Source organism: Oceanobacillus halophilus (genome assembly GCF_003628505.1).
GTDB classification, from domain to species: domain Bacteria; phylum Bacillota; class Bacilli; order Bacillales; family Amphibacillaceae; genus Oceanobacillus; species Oceanobacillus halophilus.
Window position 1 is genome coordinate 161,295 of sequence record NZ_RBZP01000004.1, and the last position, 23,714, is coordinate 185,008.

At 38.9% G+C, this 23,714-nt stretch carries 21 protein-coding genes; all 21 read right to left on the bottom strand.

The features are described from left to right. Positions 1 to 118: 118 nt before the first annotated feature. The 21 genes from mreB to atpD all read right to left on the bottom strand — a co-directional run bounded on the left by mreB (position 119) and on the right by atpD (position 23,697). The gene (mreB, locus tag D8M06_RS08245) at positions 119 to 1,117 is read right to left on the bottom strand and encodes a rod shape-determining protein (RefSeq protein ID WP_121203918.1); all 999 of its coding nucleotides are present in this window, start codon (positions 1,115 to 1,117) and stop codon (positions 119 to 121) included. 542 nt (positions 1,118 to 1,659) lie between these two features. Beyond that, positions 1,660 to 1,923 (bottom strand): hypothetical protein, encoded by a 264-nt coding sequence (locus D8M06_RS19695; RefSeq protein WP_158591763.1) that lies wholly within the window; start codon positions 1,921 to 1,923, stop codon positions 1,660 to 1,662. A 128-nt stretch (positions 1,924 to 2,051) separates the two neighbouring features. Further along, positions 2,052 to 2,333 (bottom strand): sporulation transcriptional regulator SpoIIID, encoded by a 282-nt coding sequence (gene spoIIID / locus D8M06_RS08250; RefSeq protein ID WP_121203960.1) that lies wholly within the window; start codon positions 2,331 to 2,333, stop codon positions 2,052 to 2,054. A 605-nt stretch (positions 2,334 to 2,938) separates the two neighbouring features. Beyond that, positions 2,939 to 3,955, bottom strand: coding sequence for an AimR family lysis-lysogeny pheromone receptor (locus tag D8M06_RS08255; protein WP_121203919.1), 1,017 nt, complete (start codon positions 3,953 to 3,955; stop codon positions 2,939 to 2,941). Positions 3,956 to 4,251: 296 nt separating this feature from the next. Beyond that, positions 4,252 to 5,148 carry a stage II sporulation protein SpoIIQ gene (locus D8M06_RS08260; protein WP_121203920.1) on the bottom strand — a complete coding sequence of 299 codons (897 nt, stop codon included), beginning with the start codon at positions 5,146 to 5,148 and terminating at the stop codon, positions 4,252 to 4,254. 684 nt (positions 5,149 to 5,832) lie between these two features. Beyond that, positions 5,833 to 6,855, bottom strand: a complete 1,023-nt coding sequence (gene spoIID, locus D8M06_RS08265) for a stage II sporulation protein D (protein ID WP_121203961.1) — start codon at positions 6,853 to 6,855, stop codon at positions 5,833 to 5,835. A 400-nt stretch (positions 6,856 to 7,255) separates the two neighbouring features. After that, complete coding sequence (locus D8M06_RS08270) at positions 7,256 to 8,263, bottom strand: ABC transporter ATP-binding protein (protein ID WP_121203921.1); 1,008 nt, start codon at positions 8,261 to 8,263, stop codon at positions 7,256 to 7,258. A 95-nt stretch (positions 8,264 to 8,358) separates the two neighbouring features. Next, the gene (locus tag D8M06_RS08275; protein WP_121203922.1) at positions 8,359 to 9,297 is read right to left on the bottom strand and encodes a C40 family peptidase; all 939 of its coding nucleotides are present in this window, start codon (positions 9,295 to 9,297) and stop codon (positions 8,359 to 8,361) included. A 130-nt stretch (positions 9,298 to 9,427) separates the two neighbouring features. After that, positions 9,428 to 10,525, bottom strand: coding sequence for a dipeptide epimerase (locus tag D8M06_RS08280; protein WP_121203923.1), 1,098 nt, complete (start codon positions 10,523 to 10,525; stop codon positions 9,428 to 9,430). Next, the gene (locus tag D8M06_RS08285) at positions 10,522 to 10,752 is read right to left on the bottom strand and encodes a hypothetical protein (protein WP_147404962.1); all 231 of its coding nucleotides are present in this window, start codon (positions 10,750 to 10,752) and stop codon (positions 10,522 to 10,524) included. The genes D8M06_RS08280 and D8M06_RS08285 overlap by 4 nt, the downstream gene beginning before the upstream one ends. 64 nt (positions 10,753 to 10,816) lie before the next feature. Continuing rightward, on the bottom strand, positions 10,817 to 11,746 hold the full coding sequence (locus D8M06_RS08290) for a S66 peptidase family protein (protein ID WP_121203925.1): 930 nt from the start codon (positions 11,744 to 11,746) through the stop codon (positions 10,817 to 10,819). A 252-nt stretch (positions 11,747 to 11,998) separates the two neighbouring features. Beyond that, a complete protein-coding gene (locus D8M06_RS08300; RefSeq protein WP_121203927.1) occupies positions 11,999 to 13,675 on the bottom strand; it encodes a peptide ABC transporter substrate-binding protein in 1,677 nt (558 codons plus the stop codon). Positions 13,676 to 13,699: 24 nt separating this feature from the next. Continuing rightward, positions 13,700 to 14,701 (bottom strand): ABC transporter ATP-binding protein, encoded by a 1,002-nt coding sequence (locus tag D8M06_RS08305; protein ID WP_121203928.1) that lies wholly within the window; start codon positions 14,699 to 14,701, stop codon positions 13,700 to 13,702. Positions 14,702 to 14,710: 9 nt separating this feature from the next. Then, positions 14,711 to 15,664, bottom strand: a complete 954-nt coding sequence (locus tag D8M06_RS08310) for an ABC transporter permease (RefSeq protein WP_121203929.1) — start codon at positions 15,662 to 15,664, stop codon at positions 14,711 to 14,713. Position 15,665: 1 nt separating this feature from the next. Further along, entirely contained in the window at positions 15,666 to 16,598 is a 933-nt protein-coding gene (locus D8M06_RS08315) for an ABC transporter permease (protein WP_121203962.1), read from the bottom strand. Positions 16,599 to 16,986: 388 nt separating this feature from the next. Beyond that, positions 16,987 to 17,937 carry a dipeptidase gene (locus D8M06_RS08320; RefSeq protein WP_121203930.1) on the bottom strand — a complete coding sequence of 317 codons (951 nt, stop codon included), beginning with the start codon at positions 17,935 to 17,937 and terminating at the stop codon, positions 16,987 to 16,989. Between the two features lie 495 nt (positions 17,938 to 18,432). Further along, complete coding sequence (gene murA / locus D8M06_RS08325; protein WP_121203931.1) at positions 18,433 to 19,764, bottom strand: UDP-N-acetylglucosamine 1-carboxyvinyltransferase; 1,332 nt, start codon at positions 19,762 to 19,764, stop codon at positions 18,433 to 18,435. 34 nt (positions 19,765 to 19,798) lie between these two features. Further along, the gene (locus D8M06_RS08330) at positions 19,799 to 20,509 is read right to left on the bottom strand and encodes a YwmB family TATA-box binding protein (RefSeq protein ID WP_121203932.1); all 711 of its coding nucleotides are present in this window, start codon (positions 20,507 to 20,509) and stop codon (positions 19,799 to 19,801) included. Positions 20,510 to 20,825: 316 nt separating this feature from the next. Next, positions 20,826 to 21,056: a DUF1146 family protein gene (locus D8M06_RS08335; protein ID WP_121203933.1), complete on the bottom strand. Its 231-nt coding sequence runs from the start codon at positions 21,054 to 21,056 to the stop codon at positions 20,826 to 20,828. A gap of 676 nt (positions 21,057 to 21,732) precedes the next feature. Continuing rightward, positions 21,733 to 22,131: a F0F1 ATP synthase subunit epsilon gene (locus D8M06_RS08340; protein ID WP_121203934.1), complete on the bottom strand. Its 399-nt coding sequence runs from the start codon at positions 22,129 to 22,131 to the stop codon at positions 21,733 to 21,735. A 159-nt stretch (positions 22,132 to 22,290) separates the two neighbouring features. Next, positions 22,291 to 23,697: a F0F1 ATP synthase subunit beta gene (gene atpD, locus D8M06_RS08345; RefSeq protein ID WP_121203935.1), complete on the bottom strand. Its 1,407-nt coding sequence runs from the start codon at positions 23,695 to 23,697 to the stop codon at positions 22,291 to 22,293. Between the last annotated feature and the right edge of the window lie 17 nt (positions 23,698 to 23,714).

The window sequence follows — 23,714 nt, forward strand, 5'->3', positions numbered from 1 at the left end:
GGAAATAGAAAAGAACCTTATAAAAGAGCAAAAGGATAAAAAGGGCACGTGAAATTTCGACGTTAGCTGTGCAACCCGCAAATTTCTCGTTCCTTTTCATCCTCCTTTTGAACCCTATTTAGATGGCTTTTCTTTCCACTTTGTCAATGTTTTCAAGCATAATGCCTGTACCTTTTGCAACACAGTTCATTGGCTCTTCCGCAATAAACACAGGGACTTTCAATTCTTCTGCAAGCAATTGATCGATTCCGTGAACCAATGCTCCACCGCCTGTTAGAATAATTCCGCGATCAATAATGTCTGCAGATAGTTCAGGTGGTGTGCGCTCTAGTACGGATTTTGCAGCTTGTACAATTAAATAAACGGATTCGCGCAGTGCTTCTTCAATTTCTACCGAGTTTACAGTAATGGTACGTGGAAGCCCGGAAACCATGTCACGACCGCGAATATCAATCTCTTCGTTTCTTGAGCCTTCAAAAACCGTTGCAACTTCGACTTTGATATCTTCCGCCGTACGTTCACCGATTAGAAGTTTATATTTTTTCTTGATATATTGGAGAATTTCGACATCGAATTTATCCCCAGCCATTTTAATCGATTCAGAAGTAACAATTCCTCCCATCGATAACACAGCTACATCCGTCGTACCGCCACCGATATCTACAACCATATTACCGCTAGGCTGGAAGATTTCCATTCCTGCCCCAATTGCCGCTACTTTCGGTTCTTCTTCTAAGTACACTTTTTTCCCGCCAGATTTCTCCGCTGCTTCCTTGATCGCTTTTTGCTCCACTTTGGTAATGTTTGTTGGGCAACAAATAAGCATTCTAGGTTTAGAAAGAAATCCTTTCACATTGATTTTATTGATAAAATGCTTGAGCATTGCTTCTGTAACATCAAAATCAGCTATTACGCCATCTTTAAGAGGGCGAATTGCCTCAATGTTCCCTGGTGTTCGTCCAACCATGCGTCGTGCCGCTTCACCAACTTCAAGGACTTTCCCTGTGTTACGATCCATAGCAACAACGGATGGTTCGTTCAAAACAATTCCTTTACCTTTAACATGAATTAAAACATTCGCCGTTCCAAGGTCAATTCCAATATCCCTAGAAAACATGTGTGTAGATCCTCCTAAGCTTAACTATCTTGCATCTGTCCGAAAACATAATGCTACTAGTACAATATTTTACCACAAATTTCAACAATTAACTGCTATAATGAAAAGTTTTTTGTCGAATTTTTGTGAACTGCGGCAAAGGTGGTGATAGGTATACAAAGTAGATTTCCCACTGTTTGATGTTGATACAAATATTTCTCGTTGATAGGTGCTTAGAAGTCGTTGATTTAGCATTTGCTTTCGTTGATATCTGGCTGAGTTCCGTTGATATCCTGGGCGTCCGTTGATTTACCACTTTTTATTGTTGATATAATCTCATCGAACGTTGATATACGCTTAAGTATGGTCGATATCTGGCTGGGTTCCGTTGATATCCTAGGCCTCCGTTGATTTACCACCATTTATTGTTGATATACTCTCATCGAACGTTGATATACACTTAAATATGGTCGATACCTGGCTGAGTTCCGTTGATATCCCGGTCCTTCGTTGATTTACCACCTTTTTGTGTTGATATAATATCATTTAACGTTGATATACAACTAAATATGGTCGATACCTGGCTGGGTTCCGTTGATATCCCGGTCCTTCGTTGATTTACCACCTTTTTGTGTTGATATAATATCATTTAACGTTGATATACAACTAAATATGGTCGATATCTGGCTGAGTTCCGTCGATATCCCGGGCCTCCGTTGATTTACCACCTTTTTATGTTGATATAATCTCATCGAACGTTGATATACACTTAAATATGGTCGATATCCGGCTGGTTTCCGTCGATATCCATCCCCACACACTTCCATTAACACCCATCCACCAAAAACCCGCCCTCCCACACTACCTTACCATTCCACACCCCCAAAACCACATAAAAAAGCCAGCCTCCAACTTCAACAGGCTGACTTTTTTCACCTATGTTTTTCCTCCTACCTTATCCTACTGGTTTTGCGGTGTCTTCGCTTTTGGGATTAACTTTGTATTTTTTCCTCGTGGCCTCACCTCCTCTAAGATGTCTAATTGCTTTGTGGTATTCCAGGACTTCTTTAACTTGATTGGCTAATTCGGGGTTAATTTCTGGTAAGCGTTCTGTAAGGTCTTTGTGGACGGTACTTTTGGAAACGCCAAATTCCTTAGCTATCGTACGTACGGTTTTCTTCGTCTCTACGATATGTCTTCCTATCCTAAGCGTTCTTTCTTTGATGTAATCGTGCACACCGTTCGCCTCCCTAAGTTGATAACTTCCGAGGTGCATAATTGAGACAAGGTGTTCAAGTAATGCGGCTTGTTCATTCATCGGAGAATCGTTCGGATCTGCAAATGTGTCTATGTACAATATATATTTAAAGTTCTTTTTTATAAAATTAATTACAAGAATTTTCTGTATTTTCATCGAATAAATATAGAAAGGTAGCATTCATTTTACATATGTCCTACCAGCCACATGAGCTCTCACCTCAGATGTTGCTAAATGACTGATTTGTAATCATTTTATTACACTTAACTCATGTTTATGATAAAATTTGAACATTTAGGACAACGGACAAGAAGTATTTTTAAACAATTTTTAGATAAATCACCGCCAAACATAAAATCATGAAAATAGGATGCCGCATTTTCGTGCAGCATCCTTCGTTTTTACCTATGAAAATAAATCCCCTAATCCTGGATCATAAGCTGTATCCCAGGCTCCAGTCACAACTATAACTCCTACAACTACCATCAGTAAAAGAAATTTGTTTCTTTTCATGAAACCTCTCCTTTTCCATTTTTAAATGGACTTTTTATATACAAACCCTTTTAGAAAGGACTTGCAAACTCTCATACATATAACTTTCTTAGCTCATTTAGCGGCAACCTGCTGAAAAAATAGTCGCTGCGCTTATGGACAAAATCCTTATATGATTGTACTAATAAGGTTCTATCCTGTTTTGCTTTTCCCAAATAGTATTTGCGAAATGGTGTATTTAACGGGATATTTTCTAACAATTCAATCGCCTTTTGTTTATTTCCTTTGGCTATTTCAAGGTGGGCTTGTTCGCTTTTTTCAGTGGTTGATATATGTTCTGCTTTATTGAAGTGGGCTGCTAAAAATGGGATATTTTGTTGTTCAATTAAGTAAATAGCAGATTTTATATTATATTTTTTGGCTATGCTTAGCGCTTCTTTCATATGAAACATAGCTTGAATATAGGATTCAAAAGTATAGGATAATCCAATTTTTATGTGAGTATCCATGCGTACACTTGGGTTACTAGTTTCATTAAATATTTTATAGGCTAGCCTGCGAGCGACAATGATTTCATTCCTCATTAACGTATAGACGAGTGCTACTTGGTTATATCTGATTTTTAGACTTTTTAAAAAGAAAAAGTCATCTATTTCCTTTATTAATTCTTCATATGCTTTTAAGGAATTTCCGAGATTATAATAATACTCCATATTGTATTGTACGTTTACTTTTGCAAACTCCAGTAAGCAAAGAAGTTCAGGTTCACTCGTATGGATCCTTTCCATCTTATCAATGAGCTGGTTAGGTTCGTAATCACGACGCTTTAATGCTAGAAAAATTTTATATACCTCTGCCCACTGTCGATTGGACCATTCCGGAGATTGTTCATTTATTTTAATTAGCTTTTTCAGATCTTCATAATAACCATTCATCAGAAGAAATTCCATGCCTTTTTTCTGAATGTCGTTAGAAGAAGATTGTAAGCAAAAATCTTTTATTTTATCCAATAGTCTATCTTCGTCATGCTCCATTTCAAGCGCAACTATAAGCTGTTCAAAGGTTAAATCATTGGTATCTGATATTAATTCTACAGCTGACAACTTCATTCCTATTCCCCTTTCCTACACGATGAAAAATGATCTCTATCTTCTCTATTTATCATTTGTGTAAACTTGACTGAGATTCTGCAAAAAAATGAATAATAAATCATTTTCTGACATCTTTATATTATCATAATTATTGCTCAAAAATAGAATAATCGTTCGACATAATTTGATGTTCAGACTTCTAAAAGCCTGTAACCATGCACTTTGAACAGGTCTATACAAGTGAAAAAATATTTAATAAATAAAAATACTCTAGCAAGAGATTGCTAGAGTATTTTCCTCCTATCTAGTAAAATTTAGGAGTTATCTGAAGAATCTTCTTCTTCCTTGTCAGAATCTGTTTCTTCTTCATCCGCAGATTCTTCAGTTTCATCTGTTGATTCTTCATCGGTCACATTTTCAGAGTCCGTTGGCTCAGAAGCTTCTTCGGATTCTGCTTCTTCACTTGCTGCAGATTCTTCGCTTCCTTCTGATTCTTCACTAACTTCTTCGCCTTCAAGCTCATCTAGAGCACTAACTGGCTGATTGAAGAAGCTTTCTGGATTGACTCCTTTGTCACCTTTTCTTAGTTCAAAATGTACATGCGTTCCGTTATCTTTTCCGAAAATATTCTTCCCAGCTGTTCCTAATTGGTCCCCTTGTTTTACTTCGTCACCAGCAGTTACGGCAACTTCACCAAGGCTTGCATAGTATGTTGTTACATCATTTTCATGCGACAATATGACAACATTACCTAACAATGGATCTTCTTTCACTTCCGTAACCGTACCACTTAGTGAAGCTTGTACTTCAAATGGTTCTTCTGAAGCAAAGTCAACTCCTGTACTTTGGTAATATCTATTATTATAGAATACCAAAGCATTTTCTTGATCTTCTTCTGATGCATTGTAATCATAAAATTTAGTTACGATTTCTGCTTGATCTGGATCTGTTAATGGGAACTTAATAGTTTCTTGCTGATCGAGTACTGGCTGTGCTTCTTCCCCATCTGGAGTTGGCTCGTAATTATCTGTCACTTGCTCGTCTTGCACTTCTTCATCCGCACTTGGTACTTGATTATCTAGATTTTGGTACCAAACGACAACTGCTAATAGAAGAGCTGCAATGGTTAAATATAATGCTGGGAAAAACCATTTCTTCCGGAAAATACGACTCCATTTATTTTTTGGAGTTCCTTGTTTTTCTTCACTCATTAGAACATCACCTCAAAAACCATTGTTATCAGAAAAGAAGAAATATATACATTTCCGCAAAAAAATTATGATATTTTATGCATTTTTTTATAAAACATGGGTAAATTAAGGGTTTATATGGTTGTGAGAGGGTGTGTTTTTATAGAAAAGATTATCCTCTAATAGATTATTGCTCCTCCAAGACTGTAGACTTCATTTAGAATAGTGGAGTTCTCGCTCGCACTTATGATTGTTTTGTGCAGGTATTCGCTCCGGCAGAATACTACGCTTTCCGCGGACACGGCCTCAGCCTCCTCGCGGAAAGACCATCGCTGCGGGGTCTTCGGACACGTGCTATTCCCGCAGGAGTCTTCGTATTCTGCCTCCGCTTTGATAGGTGTTCATGTTTAGTTTTATAACTCATAAGATCACATTTAAGATTATTATTCTCCTTAAATATATAATGTAGAGCAGACAACATAGCGGAGGAAATACACGGAGACTCCTGCGGGAAGAAGAGCATCGGTGAGACTGCGTAGTGCGTTAGCACGGAGGAGGCTCACCAGCTCCCCGCGGAAAGCGGAGTGTATTTCCGCAGCGGGGTTATGCACCTTACTATGAATTTAAATTATCAACAATTTCTACCAACTGTAAAACTCAATAAAAAGCCTCCATCTCAAAAGACAGACAAAAAAACCCCCCGCCTTATTTCGAGACGAGGGTTGGTGCGGTTTCATCTACGGAGCTGATTTGTACACCTTGGTAATAATGATTGATAATGTCTTCATATGTTTTTCCACTTTGCGCCATATAATGGGCACCGTACTGGCTCATGCCAACTCCATGGCCATAGCCTTCTGTCGTGATGACAAAGTGTCCATTGTTTTGTTTAATGGTAAAATCACTTGATTTCAATTCTAATTTCTCCCGTATTTCTCTCCCTGAGAAATTATTTCCTTCAATTCCTATTTCTTTTACCCGACCGCTATCTGTGCGAGCCTCTTCTATATAGGAAGGTTTATCATTAGGCAGATCGATTTCTAAAGCTGTTTCAATTTGTTCTACTGTAAAAGTATCCTGGCTTAGGAATTTAGGGGAATCTTCATCCCACGGACTTTCCACACTTCTTAAGTAAGGCAATTCGTTTTCCCAATAGTCTTCCGAGTTTTCCGTGTAGCCATTGCTTGTTGAAAAAAATGCTGCTGTTATTGGTGACTCTTCATACGTTAGTATCTGTCCTTTGGTTGCATTCACCGCTTTTTTTATCTTGTTCATTTTCTCTGGGTATTCACTGCCCCATTGTTTAATTAAATCTTCTTCACTTAAGTACACTTGATGAGTAACTGTATCGGTAACATCATATTCAACTGCTTCATCTCCATGAAGCAAGTGATTAACTGTATACGTTCTTGCCGCCAGCGCCTGGGCCTTTAAAGCTTCTAATTCAAACTCCGCTGGCATCTCAGCAGCAACTACCCCAGCCACATAATCTTCTAGCGGAATATTCTCCACCGTATCTGTCGATGAACGCATCACCTCTACCGCAAATGGCGAAGATGCAGTTTCTACCGTTGTATCCATTGTTTTGGTGACTGTAGCCGCTTCCTGTCCTTTACTGCCAAATGGAACGACAATCATTGTCGGGATAACTAGAATAATTAGTACGAGCACCATTATAGTAAATGCCGTCGGAAGACTCCATGGTCGTGATGTGTTTGTCGTTTTCATTGGAATGACTTTTTTAAAATTTGCTTTCGTGTTTTTCGTTTTATAGTATGTTTTCCCATAAGATGAGTGTTTCTTCTTTAATTGCTTGATCAATATCGAGTTTTTTCGTTTCCATCGTCTGACTGGTTTGTATGGATATTTACGTCCGTTCACAGCTTACCTCCTCTTTTGTCTTATGAATTTTGTCTAATCTAGCATCCCTATTAAACAATTTATTAAGAAACTCATTTCAATAGAACCAAAAAATGAAAAATGTTTTGCAGGAACGAATGAGCTCCTATGTAAGAATATGATGCTGGAGGTATTTGCAGAACTTATTTTTGCTAGAAGTGTATAGGCCAATGTTCCCAACATAAAAATACCCATACATCGCGCAAGCTAATGTATGGGGCACACTTATTTAATTCATAACCGGTTCCACTTTTTCTTTTTCCTTTTCATCTAATGTATCATCGTATAAATGACAAGCAACATAATGGTTTTGTCCCACTTCCTGCCATACTGGTTTAACCTTGGAGCAAACTTCCATTGCCATCGGACAACGCGTCCGGAAAACACAGCCACTTGGTGGATTAATAGGGCTTGGCAATTCGCCCTCCAGGATAATCCTTTCCCGTTTTTCCTCCATATCTGGGTCTGGTATCGGAATAGCAGAAAGTAATGCCTTCGTATAAGGATGAAGTGGATTTTCATACAACTGATTGCTGTCCGTTAATTCCACCATATTCCCTAAATACATCACACCGATTCGATCAGCAAATTGACGTACCATCGCCAAATCATGGGCAATAAATAGAAAGGTTAGGCCCTTTTCCGTTTGCAAGTCCTTTAATAGATTCACCACCTGTGCCTGCACAGAAACATCCAAGGCAGAGATTGGCTCATCAGCAATAATAAATTCTGGATCAAGCGCCAGTGCTCTGGCAATGCCAATCCGTTGTCGCTGTCCGCCACTGAACTCGTGAGGATAGCGATTCACATGATCGCGATTTAAGCCTACCTCTTCCAACAATTCATATACCCGATCCAATTGTTCTGTTTTCTCTTTATACAGACCATGGATTTCCATCGGTTCTGAGATAACTTCTTTAACCGTCGATCTTGGATTGAGTGAAGCATAAGGGTCTTGAAAAATCATTTGCATTCTACGGTGAAATTTAAACTTTTCCTTTTCATTTAATTCATGGATATTAACGCCATCAAAAATAGCATCTCCGCTTGTTTTATTATATAGCCCCATGATTGTTCGGCCAATGGTGGATTTACCGCATCCAGATTCCCCCACCAAACCAAACGTTTCCCCTTTGTTCACATGAAATGTGACATCATTTACCGCCTTTAAGACTTTCCCTTTCCCCATCTCAAAGTTTTTGGTTAAGTTTTTTACTTCCAAAATCTTTTCATTCATGAATATTCCCCTTTGCACCAGAAATAAGAAAACAAAATTTCACCGGATTCCATGTTATATCTATTTAAAAATCTTGCTATACGGCGGTGTCCAAGTTACTTCCAATACCGTCTTGCTGCACAAAGCTCTTTTTCATATTTTGTTCCTGCAAGTGGCGTAATCTCGATGCCTTTTCCAGTTTGAGGCGAGTGAAGCATTTTGCCATCTCCATAATAAATCCCTACATGATGGATTTTCCCTTTTCCTTCTTCATAAGCAAAAAAGAGCAAATCACCGATTTCTAAGGAATCTAACGGTACCTCGCTTCCCGCATTTGCTTGATCACCAGCATCTCGAGGAATCTTGTAGCCATTAGCTTTGTGGGTTGCATAGGCCAAGCCAGAACAGTCATAGCCAAACGCACTCATTCCACCCCAGAAATAAGATAGGTTAAGATACGGTTCTCCAGCTTTTACAATATTTTCTCCGCTGCCCGGTTCGATTCCTTCTTCGGTTTGAAAAATACGAACATCTTGTAATGGCAGAAATCTGTTTCCATGGGCTGTCTTCACTTCCACACGATTATCCCCAACCGCTGCTACTGGTAATAACGTTTGGTAACTAAGCTTCATTACTTTTTCGCCTGTTTCAGATTCCAGCCAGGCTTTCCCTGTATTCACAGCTGCCGTCTTAGGTTGAACCCAATCCGCTTTATTTACCTTTTTCAATTGACTCAAAGGTACCCAGCCTGGATAACCTCTCTCATCCTTTTTCGATGGCTGACTTGGAATAATCACATGCGCAAAGTCATCTTTTATTTCCGTCACGAGGACTGGTTCTCCATATAATAACTGGCTTTGCACTCTATTTTCATCGCATAATGCAAGACTAGCTTGATAATCTAGTGAATCTATCCAACCTTCTATATTGGTTGGATTGGTTACTCCAGGCTGATCGATTTCCCGTACTGATTCCGGTTTCGTCCACACGGTTGCTACCTGAACAGCGGTTACCCACATCTCTTCTGGGAATAGATCAAACGTTTGTTTAAACATCATCATGCTCCTTTCCTGTTTTTCATTTATTCGATCAAACGTTTGTTTTAATGGATTCTTTAAAACAAACGTTTGACCGAAATTCGTGCTTACTATGTTTTATACCCGATACAGTAGGAATGGCTTGCACTTATTTTTCTATCAAGAACGACTCATCCATCCCGCGAATTCCAAGCCCCGCTTGACTTCCTAGCTCTATCACTCGGCCCTTATACGTAATCCCACCATCTGCTATATCCCCTGCTAACATGAGTGGCGCGTCAAAATCAAAGCGTGTAACGTTTGGCTGACTTGCTGCAAAATGTGCTGCAGCCGTAATGCCAATTTTCGTCTCAATCATACTTCCAACCATACATTCTACCCCATAACTATCAGCGAGTTTGGCTATTTTCACCGCTTGATGAATACCGCCAGCTTTCATTAATTTTATATTTATTAAATCAGCCGCACCCATTTCAAGAATTCTTTTCGCATCATAAGAGGAAAAGACACTTTCATCAGCCATAATGGCCGTTTCCGTATTATCCGTCACATACTTCAATCCATCAAAATCATGTGCTTTCACCGGCTGTTCAATTAGTTCAATATTTAATCCGCGCTCTTCCATTTTTCGAATCGCCTGAACCGCTTCTTTCGGTTTCCATCCTTGGTTCGCATCCAAACGGATCACTACCTCCGAACCTATTTCCTTTCGAATGGCTTCAATCCGCTTAATATCCGTTTCAATAAGATCCTTCCCTACTTTAATCTTTAAAACAGAAAATCCATTATCCACATATTTTCTCGCATCTCGAGCCATTTCTTCCGGACTATTCACACTCACCGTATAATCCGTCTCAATCGTATCTTGATAACCACCAATAAACTGATAAAGTGGCATATCCGCACGTTGAGCAATACAATCATATAATGCCATATCCATCGCTGCTTTTGCACTGGAATTTCCAACCATACTTCCATGAATCTTTTCGAATACCTCTTCCCGATTAGCAAGAGACTCATCCATTAATAGCGGTTTAAAAATCCCATTAATCGCAAATTCAATGCTATCTAAGCTATCTCCCGTGATTACATGTGTCGGAGGTGCTTCCCCCCATCCGACAACCCCATTATCACACGTAACTTTTGTTACAATTGTCTCAGCCACCGTCACGGTACGAAGTGCTGTCTTAAAAGGTGTATGTAATGGAATAGCCACTCGGAATGTTTGGATGTCTGTTATTTTCATTTTCTGTATCCTCCTATGTTCATTGATCTTTTATTAGGTCCGTTCGCTGTTCTGGCAACCGGCTCAGGGGGCTCTATCAACCGCGATGGCTGTTCTATCAACCGACTCAGGGGTTCTATCAACCGCGATGGCTGTTCTATCAACCGGCTCGAGATCCATATCAACCGCGTTCTCCGTTCTATCAACCGGCTCGCGCTCTCTATCAACCGACTCGAGATCTCTATCAACCGCGTTCACCGTTCTATCAACCGACCCGCGCTCCATATCAACCTCGGCCCCCTACAACAACCATCACCCAACCCCAGGCTCAATCTCCAACGTTTTCCTACTTGTTGACAACCTTGCCTTCGTTCCTAATGGCACAGCGAAGTGTGGGAAACAGTGGCCGATATTAAATCCACTCATTACTGGTATAGATAGGTCAGCAAAATATTCTTGGAAAACCTGCTCTAGTGTAAGAGAAGAGGTTAGTTCGGTCTCTGTTTCGGCAAAATCACCAACGATAATTCCGTTTGCATCCTCTATTTTACCAGATAATTTTAATTGGTTAAGCATGCTGTCCACTTGATAAGGTTCTTCTCCTATATCTTCAATTAATAGCAGTTTATCTTTCACATCAATTTCATACGGCGTTCCTAATGTGCTATTTAATAGGGATAAGTTCCCACCAACTAATTGCCCTTCTGCTTCACCGGGAGCGAGTATTTGAAGTGGGTTAAGATTAATAGAATTATTTTCCGAATAAATCAGTGTCTCAGGGTCGAAAAGTTGCTGAAACAAAGACAGGGAATATGTATCAAAATCTTCTTTTCCAAGATCGGATGCAAGCATTGGACCATGAAAAGTTACCAAGCCAGTTAATTGACGAATGGCTGTATGTAAAAAGGTAATGTCGCTATATCCCCAGATGATTTTAGGATTATTTTTAACTAATTGATAGTCTAAGAAAGGAGCAATCCGTCCCGTTCCATAACCACCACGCGCAAAAATGATTGCCTTTATAGTTGGATTGGCAATCATATCATGAAAATCTTCCAAACGTTGTTGGTCCGTGCCCGCTAAATAGCCATGAACTTTATCCACATGTTTCCCTAATTGAACACGAAGTCCAAAGCTTTCAATAAGTGGAATTGCTTGCTTCAGTTTTTCCATTTTTGGAGGCCCTGCAGGCGCAATCACACCAATCGTATCTCCCTTTTGCAATCTATTTGGTTTAATCATATGTCAGTCACTCCTTCGATGTATTTTATGTAGAAATATTTTTTCTTTTAAACTTAGTGGGGGTTTTTCCGGAGCGATTTAAAGCCCCCCAGTTACCATATAGTAAAATTATGTAACAAACAATCAGTAAAATATATGTAAAAAATCCAAATCCATTACTTCCATATAACCACGACAAATTCCTATAATCAATTAAAATATAATAGGAGGGCCCATTTGCATTCAAATGAGCCTCTCCACACAAAACTTAAATTATTGTTTATCGGCATACTTAAGATCAAAGTATCCTACTGGATGACGAAGTATTCCAGATACACCGTCTGATTCTAGAACAACGGTATTGTAGTAGCGAATTGGCATGGCAATCATTTCTTCAGCCAATAATTTTTCTGCTTCGTATAAATATTCCCAGCGTTTCTCTTGATCTGTTTCTGATTTACCATTAGCAATTAGCTCATCATACTCTTCATTAGAGAATCCAGTACGATTCATGTAAGAGTCAGTGATGAAGCTTTCCAGGAAGTTAACTGGGTCATTGTAGTCATTAATGAATGAACTACGAGAAAGTTGAAGTTCAAGGTTTTGCTGTGCTTCAACAAAAACTCCCCATTCTTGGTTTTCAAGTGTTACTTCCACACCTAAATTCTCAATAAACATATCTTGTAACGTTTCCGCTACTGCTTTATTTGTATCACTCGTGTTATACGACAATGTAATAGCTGGTAACTCATCATAGCCTTCTTCAGCCATTCCTTCTTCTAGCAATTGTTTCGCCTGTTCTGCATCAAAGGATACTAAATCTCCATTAACATCACGGAAGTCTTCACCAGTTGGCGACGTGAAACCAGGAGAGATGAAGCCGTAAGCAGGTTCTACCCCATTTTTCACTACATATTGCGCAATATCATCACGGTTTACTGCATAGGAAAACGCCTGTCTGATTTTCTTGTTTTGGAATGGTTCTGCTGTTACATTAAAGCGGAAAAATTCCAAACCACCATATGGACCAATGAAAACATCGTCTCCATCAATTAGCTGATCAGATAATTCTGGTGGAATACTTGCTGTGTCTAGTTCTCCACTTTCAAACATTTGGTACTGTGTATTGGTATCATTAACCATGGCAAAATGGATTTGATCTAATTTCACGGTGTCAGCATCCCAATATTCCGGGTTTTTCGCAAATACCATTTCTACGTCATGTTCCCAAGATTCAAGCATAAATGGTCCATTACCCACAAATGAATCTGCTTCTGCATGCCAGTCTGGATTTTCCTCAGCAACCTTATGGTTAACCGGGAAGAATGCTGGATTGGTTAATACATCTAAGAAGAAACCAGCTGGTGCTTCCAGTTTCACTTCCAATGTTTTTTCATCAACCGCCGTTACGGCTACATCATCAGCTGAACCATCACCTGCATTGTATGCTTCAGCTCCTTCTATAAAGTACCCTAAGAAAGCAGCTGGAGATGCTGTTTCTGGATCAAGCATGTATTTCCATGCATAAACAAAGTCTTCAGCAACAACCGGGTCCCCATTCGACCAGTTGGCATCCTCGCGAAGATGGAATGTATAGGTTAAACCATCTTCAGAAATGTCCCAGCTCTCTGCTGCACCTGGAGCAGCTACATGCTCTTGATCTAGACGCGTTAAGCCTTCCATTAGGTTATTTAATGGATCCCATGATACTTGGTCAAAACCAATAGATGGATCAAGTGAAGTCGGCTCAATTCCATTATTTAGACGAAGCACTTTGTCTCCACTCGATTCTTCCTCTGTACCTTCCTCTGTTTCTTCTGTTCCAGATTCTTCTGGCGCTTCTGTTTCACTCTCATCTGTTGTTTCTTCCCCTGCATCTTCACCAGTTGTACATGCTGCAAGAACAGCAATAGTTAATACGGTGAGAAGAAATACGAGAAACTTCTTCATGCTTTTTCCCCCTCTTAAAAAAATTTATTTGCTAGCTGTTTCGGCTAGTAAGTGTTTAGCCCGTTCATCCTGTAGCCAACAGTTCACTTGATGTGTATCTGATCGCTCGGATTTAATGGGATAAACTTTATCACACACCTCCATAGCAAGTGGACATCTAGCTGCAAAAGGACAACCTTGTGGAGGTGAGAATAAATCTGGTGGTGTCCCATCAATTGGATGCAGTTTGCCTTTTTCATCCAAACGTGGAACGGAGTGTAATAAACCTTTTGTATATGGATGCTGCGGGCGGTAAAAAATATCCCGCTTCGTGCCAGTTTCGATAATCTTACCTGCATACATCACTGCAATTCGATCGGCTATTTTAGCCACCACCCCTAAATCATGGGTGATTAATATGATAGAGACTCCTGTTTCTTCTTGAATTTTTGCAAAGAGCTCCAGGATTTGCGCTTGAATGGTTACATCCAAAGCAGTTGTTGGTTCATCTGCAATGAGAAGTTCAGGTTCACAAATCAAGGCTATGGCAATAACAATCCGTTGCCTCATCCCACCACTAAATTGATGTGGATACTGTTTTAGCCTTTCTTCTGGATTTGGTATTCCAACTAAGTTCATCATCTCTATCGCTTTTTGTTTGGCTTCTTTTACCGATACATCCTTATGCTGACGTAACCCTTCCATTAATTGCGTTCCAATTGTTAGCGTTGGGTTTAACGCGGTCATTGGGTCCTGAAAAATCATAGATATGTCAACACCACGGATAGACCGCATCTTTTTCTCCGATACTTTGGTTAAGTCTTGCCCTTTAAAATGAATCGTACCGTTGGAAATTTTCCCTGGCGGACTTGGAATCAAGCGCATAATGGCATTGGATGTCACACTCTTCCCGCACCCTGATTCACCAACAATGGCTAATGTTTCTCCTTTATTCAGATATAAATCCACACCTCTAACAGCCTGGACGGTTCCTCCATAAGTTGTAAACGTAACATGTAGATCTTTAATATCTAGTATTTTTTCCATGATCGTCACCTACTTCCTAAGCTTCGGATCCAGTGCATCCTGAAGCCCATCACCTAAGACATTAAATGCAAACATTGTAAAAGATATAAAGAAGGCTGGGAAGAATAACGTCCACCAATTACCGGATAAAATGGCGCCAAGTGAATCATTGGCCATCACACCCCAACTCGCATATGGCGATTGTATTCCTAACCCTATGAAACTCAAGAAAGCCTCCGCAAAAATAGCAGATGGTACAGATAAGGTCATTTGAACAATAATCGGTCCCATTGTATTTGGCAGCAGATGTTTTCGAATAATCCGTGCCGTTTTTCCTCCGAATGATTGAGAGGCAAGGACATATTCATAGTTTTTGATTTGCAGCACCTGCCCCCGAACAATTCGGGCCATTCCCACCCATCCGGTTATCGTTAAGGCGAGAATAATGGTAAACAAACTAGGTCCCATTACCACAAGCAATAGAATAGTTACTAGTAAACTAGGGATTCCATATAAAATTTCAATAATACGCATCATGATATTATCGGTACGTCCACCCTTATATCCAGAAATCCCACCATAAATAATTCCGATGAATACATCAATTAGTGCTGCTACTAACCCTACGAACAGGGAAATTCTCGCCCCATACCATGTTCTAGTAAAAACATCTCTTCCTGCAGAATCCGTTCCAAACCAGTGTTCCGATGACGGTGCTTGATACTGATTCGGCAGGTCCTGTTTATTCACTTCATAGGGTGTCATGACTGGTCCAAAAATTGCCATGAACGAGAGTATGACAAGAAAAACCAGTCCTAACATAGCCATTTTATTTTTTCGTAATCTTCGCCATGCATCCTGCCAATAGGATAAGGAAGGTCGAGAAACAACTTCAGATGCATTTTTATCCTTTTCTTTTAATTGAAACCACTCATCAGGTATCTTGGAGGAAGAATGCTGAGCCTCTACTTCAGCTGTCTTCATCTTACTCCCCTCCCTTTTTATGTAATTTAATTCGAGGGTCTATGATTCCATAAACAATATCCACTAGCAGAAGCATGAAAATCAAAAAGGTACTATAAAAAACGGTTGTTCCCATAATTACGGGATAGTCACGCTGGTTGATACTTTCAACAAAGTATTTACCCATTCCCGGAATGGCAAAAATCTGTTCAATAACAAATGTTCCCGTTAATATCCCCGCAAGCAGTGTCCCCATAATCGTCACAACAGGCATCAACGCATTTCTAAGTGCATGTTTAAATGTAATTTTCCATGGAGATAAACCTTTCGCACGAGCCATTTTTATGTAATCTTGTGTTAAAACTTCTAACATCGTAGACCTTGTCAGCCTAGCGATAATCGCCATCGGCCCCGTGGCAAGTGCCGCTACTGGAAGTACCATATGCATTGGGCTTGACCATGTAGCAACAGGGAAAAACTCCCAATCTGCTGCTAATTTTTGTATAAATAAGGTAGCTAAAATAAAGTTCGGGATGGAAATACCCAATACTGCAAACCCCATGGACAGATAATCAAGCACTCCATTATGTCTCAGTGCAGAAATAATTCCTAAAACTACTCCAGAAACAACTGCAAAAATAATCGTTATCATACCTAGTTCAAAAGAGATAGGAAATCCCCTTCCCAATAAGTCATTGACAGTCTGATTGGGTTGTTTTATGGATGGACCTAAATCAAGCATAGAAATATTTTTTAAATAAAGTAAATACTGCATATAATATGGATCATCTAAGTTGTAATGTGCCTCCAAATTTGCCTGAACTGCTTCATTGGATGAGCGTTCATCACTAAATGGTGAACCAGGCACAGTGACCATCAGGATAAATGTAATCGTAACAATAATCCAAAGTGTCACAAGTGCAATTAACAATCTTCTTAACATGTAACGGAGCATATCCATGCTCACCCCCCATATTCTACGTTGTAATACTAGCAATCTATTTTTTATACTTACTGATAGAATGAAATGAATGTTGAATATCTTGTGGCGTGAAGTAGTTTTCGAAAAGTCACTAAGAGGAGTCTTGCTTCTAGATGGATTTTTTTAGATAACATTTACCTTTTCATCTGTACGTCTTCTACATAATTTCCTATAATTGGTAATTTTCTATTAACTTTAACATGAAATTTACAAAAAGGGAATATTAATTTTGCGTTAATACAAATAACATAAATATAAAAGGGCTTACATTTTAGTTTTTATTTTTAGCAAAACATACAAAGAAGAGACACTACTATTATTGGATTAAGTCCTCTTCTATGGGTTGCATTTTGCTACCTAACTATTTAGGTCGTTTATCCAAGAAATTCTGATAAGCAAATCCCCTGACTTGCTCTTCTGTATAATGACGGAGCAGTTCATTAATTAAATTTTGATAGTGGGAAGCATTTTCCAAATCATCTACAAATAAGGAAATACCATCAAAATCCGAACCAAACCCAATATTTCTAACCCCACCCAACGAACAAATATGTTCGATATGGCGAATTAAATCGGTCAGATTAGCCTTTTTGCTGTCTTTATTTATAAATGGTGGCGTAAAAACTACATGCATAATCCCATTTTTTTTAATTAACATCCGTATTTGTTCATCATTTAAGTTACGTGGATGGTCACACAATGCTCTAGCATTCGCATGGCTATCAATGATGTAGTCAGCAATTTCCGCCATATCCCAAAATCCTTTAATGGTCGAATGTGCAACATCGGTAAATACTCGGTGCTGATTGTTTAACTTCACTACTTCTTTTCCAAGTAAAGTCAATCCTCCACCACGCGGCTCTTCAGCCCCATCAGCACATAGATTTGCATTATTCCAGGTTAAACCAATGGAAAGAACTCCTAACCGATAAAGGTGATTCAATTTTATTAGATCATTCCCAAAAGCATCAGCACCTTCTAATGTAAGAACAGCACCGATTTCACCATCCTTCAATTCATCGATATCATTCCAATTTTTGATGTGCTTGATTTCTGGATTCTTAGCAATGATCTCCGTATAAAATAAATCAATTTGTTCTAATGCATGCTGCCACTTTTCATCAGAGGGAATATCAGGCATGATAAAAATAGCATAAAACTGTACCTTCACCTGGCCTGCTCGTAATCGCTTGAGATTCGTATGTAATTCATCGGAACTTTGATAATCAAGGGGTTCCCTATTATAATATACACCTCGTTTTGCTAGTTGCAGCTTTAATAATGCATCGCAATGTGTATCGATTATTTCCATGATGTTTTCTCCTTTTATGAAAACTATAGCCAGTTACAGTATCGCAACCTAATTAAAAACAATAAAACATTTCATCATCTTTAATAATTGTTAATTTTCTATTAATTTTATCATGATTTAGTTTAAAAATAAATAATATTTTTACTAAAAGACGAAAATCGTTTCTGTTTCTGTCACTGTTTATCGAAATTTGATGTTTTTTATAGAGAGGTAAATCAGGTTTAATTTCTATTGATTCAAAAAAAATACTTGCAGGCGTACAGCTTCTGCGCTATTATATTCTATATATTCTTAAAATTGATTTTATTGCTCAACTATTTTCCCTTTTACATCCGTTACATATTTGTTGTTCCCTCAAGCATCTGTTAAATTAAACCATCCCCCAGCTGCAACGTCGCACGTTCGTAAATAAGTCCATAATAAAAATCGCACAGCTCTCATTTTCTAGAAAGCCATGCGATTTCCATTTATCTATTGTACGCCTAATTATTGTTGTTAAGATAATCTAGCTATCATTCGTTTGTTTTTTTGGTCTACTTTCACCATAACCTCACCGTCTTCATCTACGCGTTCAATATCAGCACCTAGTGAAGCTAATTTGCTTGCTAAGTCTACATATCCACGGTCAAGATGTTTCAGTTCCGTTACTCGAGTGTAGCCATCTGAACATAGTCCAGCCAATATCAATGCAGCCGCAGCACGTAAATCCGTAGCAGCAACTTCTGCACCTTGTAATTCGGATGGACCTTCAATGATAACACTGCGTCCTTCAATTTTCATTTTTGCATTCATTCGTCTGAATTCTTCTACATGCATAAAGCGATTTTCAAAAACGGTCTCCGTGATAACACTTGTGCCTTTTGCTTGCAGCATCAATGCCATTAATTGGGATTGCATATCGGTTGGAAATCCAGGATATGGCAATGTTTTAATATCCGTAGCTTTTAATTCGCTTTGTTTTGGCCCAATTACTCGAATGCCACCAGCTTCTTCTCGAATAGTAACGTTCATTTCTTCTAATTTCGAAATAACGGAACGAAGATGATCAGCTTCTGCATTTTCAATTAAGATGTTTCCACCAGTAATTGCAGCAGCAACCATAAATGTACCTGCTTCTATCCGATCTGGAATAATTGGATGATTCACCCCGTGTAATTTATCTACACCTTTAATTCGAATCGTTTCTGTTCCTGCACCAACAATTTTGGCACCCATTTTATTCAGATAGTTAGCAAGGTCAACTATTTCTGGCTCTTTTGCACAGTTTTCAATGACGGTTTTTCCTTCAGCTAAGGCAGCAGCCATCATAATATTTTCAGTTGCACCTACACTTGGCATATCTAAATAAATTTTAGCTCCTTTAAGGCGTCCATCCACATTTGCTTCTACAAAGCCATTGCCAACGTGGATTTTGGCGCCCATTGCTTCGAAACCTTTTAAGTGTAAATCAATTGGACGTGATCCAATCGCACACCCTCCAGGCATAGCAACCTTCGCGTGACCATAACGGGCCAATAATGGTCCCAACACTAACACAGAAGCACGCATTTTACGAACATACTCGAATGGTGCTTCTGTCTTTAATTCATTGGAAGCGTCTACTGTTACCGTATTTTTATCAGGATCAAAATTAACTTCAGCGTTCATATTTCGTAAGACTTCATTAATCGTATATACATCAGCTAGGACAGGAACTTCAGTAATAATGCTTTTGCCTTCACTCGCTATCAAGCTTGCAGCAATAACCGGAAGTACCGCATTTTTGGCACCTTCAACTCGAACAGTACCATTTAATTGGTGTCCGCCTCTTACGATGATTTTTTCCATGTTACAAATCTCCTTCAGATCCATTTTCACTATATTAATATTCATTTATTAGGATAGGTGTTCCTAACGTCATTTCTGGAATGCTTTTGTCATTTTTGGTTATTGCGACTTGGATGTTAATCGGGGTGTTTTCAATGGTGATTTTTTCATTCCATTTTTGTGTATACCCATAAATATATTTACTACACACAGAATTTGAAACTTTGTCTAATTGTGTAGTTTGATGTTGCAAATTGAAGTGATTTGTCAAATTATGTTCAAATGCACCTCCACTGATTATATCACTACCAGTAGTACGAAGCCAAGCAAATTCGCGTTGACTTTTTGTGAAATATTTTGCAGAAATGGAATCTTTTATCAATCGATAATCAGACTGAACAGATTCATCCCATGCTTCCCCTTCGATAACTACTGTCAGTTCAGGATAAGAAACCTTGTCCTTAGGTAGTACAACACTATATATTACGTTAAAGCTTGCTTCTTTATGAGTGTCTCTAATGTGATATTTTATTATATTTTCATCTTCGGTCCTAGTGACTTTATAACTATTTTTAAGTTCTTCTATTATTTCTCTTATCGCTTCTTCTTCCATTTTCTCTTTCATGACAACTTGCCATTTACTCACAGTTAAATTTTGACTATCAACGAAAGATACCATATCCTCCAGCTCATCCATTTCTAACCCCTGTACGGTTGCATTAGCTGTAAACAAAATGAATATTGTAGTGAAAATAATACGTAACATGAAAAAACCCCTCCGTTTATACTGTTAGTAACAGTATGAACAGAGGGGTCTATTAATATACGATTCAATTTACTAGATTTATAGAAAAGATATACGAAGAAAAACTCGTTTTCTCTCTTCTTCTCTGGGTGAACTAGTTTAAAATTATTTTATGTTTTACTAAAACCAAAGAATTAGTTTCGTTAACATAGTTGTTGCATCACTTTCAATGAAAAGAATTTTTTCAACCGAATATACGGTTTATATAACAAAACTAATATTTAACCATTAAAAAAGGCAGCTCCATCATTCAAGAAACCACCATTTAAATTCCTATCTAGAAAAGGTAAATTAAATCACTGGACCATTGTACGATTTCCAGGAAAAACCTACTGACACCAGCACCGATCACAATGGCAACAAAGAACAATAAAATCCTCGCTTCAGTAACTTTGCCTTTTCGAATAATTGGATCGAGATTAATACCTATTAATATTTTCCAAGTAATATATATAAATAGGAAATGTGAAAAAATACTAACTAACGCCCATTGCCCAATTGATAACATAAAAACCACCTTGTTTTATTTACTACTAGCTACTTTGCCATTAATGAAGTGAAAAGTCAACGGATTGGGTGCAACGACAAAATTATCACCTAATTTCGATGGTATCTCTGATTATAACCTAGCAACTTATGTAGAAAAATGATTAGATTTCCCAGGAAATACCGATAAAGTACGAAGTGTGGAAACAAATAATGTAGAAAAACGGGAAGCTTCACATGCACGTGACCTATGTAAGTCATCATTGGTCGAATATGAAAGCATTTTATAAGCCAGGTTTGCCGTATTGGGTTTACCATGTGGAGTATTTTTTGATATCTTTATTTGCTTTAGTGAAAAGGACGTACTTTGAGTCGAGTTCTTACTCGTTCGTTGATATCGGCACTTATTACGTTGATATATCCCTAATCTCTGTTTTTTTTTGTTCTTTTCTCGTTGATATGTCGTGCACTTCCGTCGATATCCTACTCGGTCGTTGATATAGCTACTTCTTCCGTTGGTATATCCCTATTCTCTGTTGATTTATGCTCTGTTCTCGTTGATAATAGCACGCTTCCGTCGATATACTTCCCACCATTAAACATAGACCTTACTCCAACTGTTATGAACCCAAAGAATCCCTTACAACATTTCTGCCATAAGGGATTTCCTCAGCTTATGCAGCATCACACTGCATATATTATTTGTCTATAACGTTTAAACGATTCGTCGCTCGTCGGAGTGCTAATTCAGCCCGTAGGTAATCAACATTATCCTGTTTGGATTGCAGGCGGCGTTCTGCTCGTTCTTTTGCCTCTCTTGCACGTTGTTCATCGATATCTTCAGGTTTTTCTGCAGATTGTGCAAGGATGGAGACTTGGTTCGAGCTAACTTCCATTACTCCTCCATTAACAGCTAAATGTCGTTCATCATTACCCTTTTTCAAACGAACAGCAGCAATGGATAAAGGAGCTATTAGCGGAATGTGATTTGGCAAAATACCAATCTCACCACTTTCTGCTCTAGCAACAACCATTTCATACTCTTGTTCTAAAACGGGACCATTAGGAGTAACAACACTCACAGTTAGTGTTTTCAATGTAACCCCTCCTATGATTGAGGAGAGGAAAGATAATAAATTATTATCCAACCTACTCCTCTTCCATACCAATTTATTCTAGCTCTTTCACCCAAAGACCTCGCACCTAACAAGCTAGCTTGGCCAGGCACAGTCTCTAACAGGGCAATTTCGCTTTTCTTATGCCATTTGTTCTGCTTTTTCAACCACTTCTTCAATACGTCCTACAAGACGGAATGCATCTTCCGGTAGGTCATCGTATTTACCATCCAAGATCTCTCTAAATCCTTTTACCGTTTCTTGTACAGGAACATAGGAACCTGGTTGTCCTGTAAACTGTTCCGCAACGTGGAAGTTTTGAGATAGGAAGAATTGAATACGACGGGCACGAGCAACAACTAGTTTGTCCTCGTCACCTAATTCATCCATACCTAGGATTGCGATAATATCTTGTAATTCTTTGTAGCGTTGAAGTGTTTGTTGTACTTCTGTTGCTACTTTGTAGTGTTCTTCCCCTACAACTTCAGGGTCAAGGGCACGGGATGTTGATTCTAATGGATCCACCGCAGGGTAAATACCTTGCTCGGAAAGTTTACGATCCAAGTTAGTCGTTGCATCCAAGTGCGCGAAAGTTGTTGCTGGTGCCGGATCCGTATAGTCATCGGCAGGTACATAGATAGCCTGAATCGATGTTACGGAACCTTTATCCGTAGATGTAATACGTTCCTGTAGGGCACCCATTTCTGATGATAGTGTTGGTTGGTAACCAACGGCAGATGGCATACGTCCAAGTAGGGCAGATACCTCTGAACCAGCTTGTGTAAAGCGGAAAATATTATCGATGAATAGAAGCACGTCTTGTCCTTGTTCATCACGGAAATATTCAGCCATTGTCAAACCAGTAAGTGCTACACGCATACGTGCACCAGGTGGCTCGTTCATTTGACCAAATACCATGGCAGTTTTTGTAATAACGCCAGAGTCTTTCATTTCATAGTAAAGGTCGTTACCTTCACGTGTACGTTCACCAACACCAGCGAATACGGAAATACCACCGTGTTCTTGCGCGATGTTGTTAATTAATTCCTGAATTAGAACGGTTTTACCTACTCCGGCACCACCGAATAGACCGATTTTACCACCTTTAATATATGGCGCTAATAAGTCTACAACCTTAATTCCCGTTTCCAAAATTTCTGTTTCAGTAGACAGATTTTCAAACTTTGGTGGTTCACGGTGAATTGGGTCTCTGCGTACATCCGTTGCCAAGTCTTCATCTAAGTCGATCTTGTCACCTAATACGTTAAATACTCTTCCTAGTGTTACATCACCAACTGGTACAGAAATAGGTTGTCCTAAACCAGTTACTTCTGCTCCACGTTGTAATCCATCCGTAGATGACATCGCAATTGTACGAACAACATTATCGCCTAATTGAAGAGCAACTTCTAACGTTAGATTGGTCGTTGTTTGTTCATCTACATCAATTTTAACAGTAAGGGCATCATAAATTTCTGGGAGCGCATCGTCATCGAACTTTACGTCAACAACCGGCCCCATTACTTGTGTTACATGTCCTTTGCTCAAAAGAATTCCCTCCTAGC

Bases quoted from the DNA above. Each gene is read 5' to 3' on its own strand.
- mreB (WP_121203918.1), bottom strand. From the start codon at position 1,117: ATGTTTTCTAGGGATATTGGAATTGACCTTGGAACGGCGAATGTTTTA.
- D8M06_RS19695 (WP_158591763.1), bottom strand. From the start codon at position 1,923: ATGGAAGTGTGTGGGGATGGATATCGACGGAAACCAGCCGGATATCGA.
- D8M06_RS08255 (WP_121203919.1), bottom strand. From the start codon at position 3,955: ATGAAGTTGTCAGCTGTAGAATTAATATCAGATACCAATGATTTAACC.
- D8M06_RS08260 (WP_121203920.1), bottom strand. From the start codon at position 5,148: ATGAGTGAAGAAAAACAAGGAACTCCAAAAAATAAATGGAGTCGTATT.
- spoIID (WP_121203961.1), bottom strand. From the start codon at position 6,855: ATGAAAACGACAAACACATCACGACCATGGAGTCTTCCGACGGCATTT.
- D8M06_RS08270 (WP_121203921.1), bottom strand. From the start codon at position 8,263: ATGAATGAAAAGATTTTGGAAGTAAAAAACTTAACCAAAAACTTTGAG.
- D8M06_RS08275 (WP_121203922.1), bottom strand. From the start codon at position 9,297: ATGTTTAAACAAACGTTTGATCTATTCCCAGAAGAGATGTGGGTAACC.
- D8M06_RS08280 (WP_121203923.1), bottom strand. From the start codon at position 10,525: ATGAAAATAACAGACATCCAAACATTCCGAGTGGCTATTCCATTACAT.
- D8M06_RS08290 (WP_121203925.1), bottom strand. From the start codon at position 11,746: ATGATTAAACCAAATAGATTGCAAAAGGGAGATACGATTGGTGTGATT.
- D8M06_RS08300 (WP_121203927.1), bottom strand. From the start codon at position 13,675: ATGAAGAAGTTTCTCGTATTTCTTCTCACCGTATTAACTATTGCTGTT.
- D8M06_RS08305 (WP_121203928.1), bottom strand. From the start codon at position 14,701: ATGGAAAAAATACTAGATATTAAAGATCTACATGTTACGTTTACAACT.
- D8M06_RS08310 (WP_121203929.1), bottom strand. From the start codon at position 15,664: ATGAAGACAGCTGAAGTAGAGGCTCAGCATTCTTCCTCCAAGATACCT.
- D8M06_RS08315 (WP_121203962.1), bottom strand. From the start codon at position 16,598: ATGCTCCGTTACATGTTAAGAAGATTGTTAATTGCACTTGTGACACTT.
- D8M06_RS08320 (WP_121203930.1), bottom strand. From the start codon at position 17,937: ATGGAAATAATCGATACACATTGCGATGCATTATTAAAGCTGCAACTA.
- murA (WP_121203931.1), bottom strand. From the start codon at position 19,764: ATGGAAAAAATCATCGTAAGAGGCGGACACCAATTAAATGGTACTGTT.
- D8M06_RS08330 (WP_121203932.1), bottom strand. From the start codon at position 20,509: ATGTTACGTATTATTTTCACTACAATATTCATTTTGTTTACAGCTAAT.
- D8M06_RS08335 (WP_121203933.1), bottom strand. From the start codon at position 21,056: ATGTTATCAATTGGGCAATGGGCGTTAGTTAGTATTTTTTCACATTTC.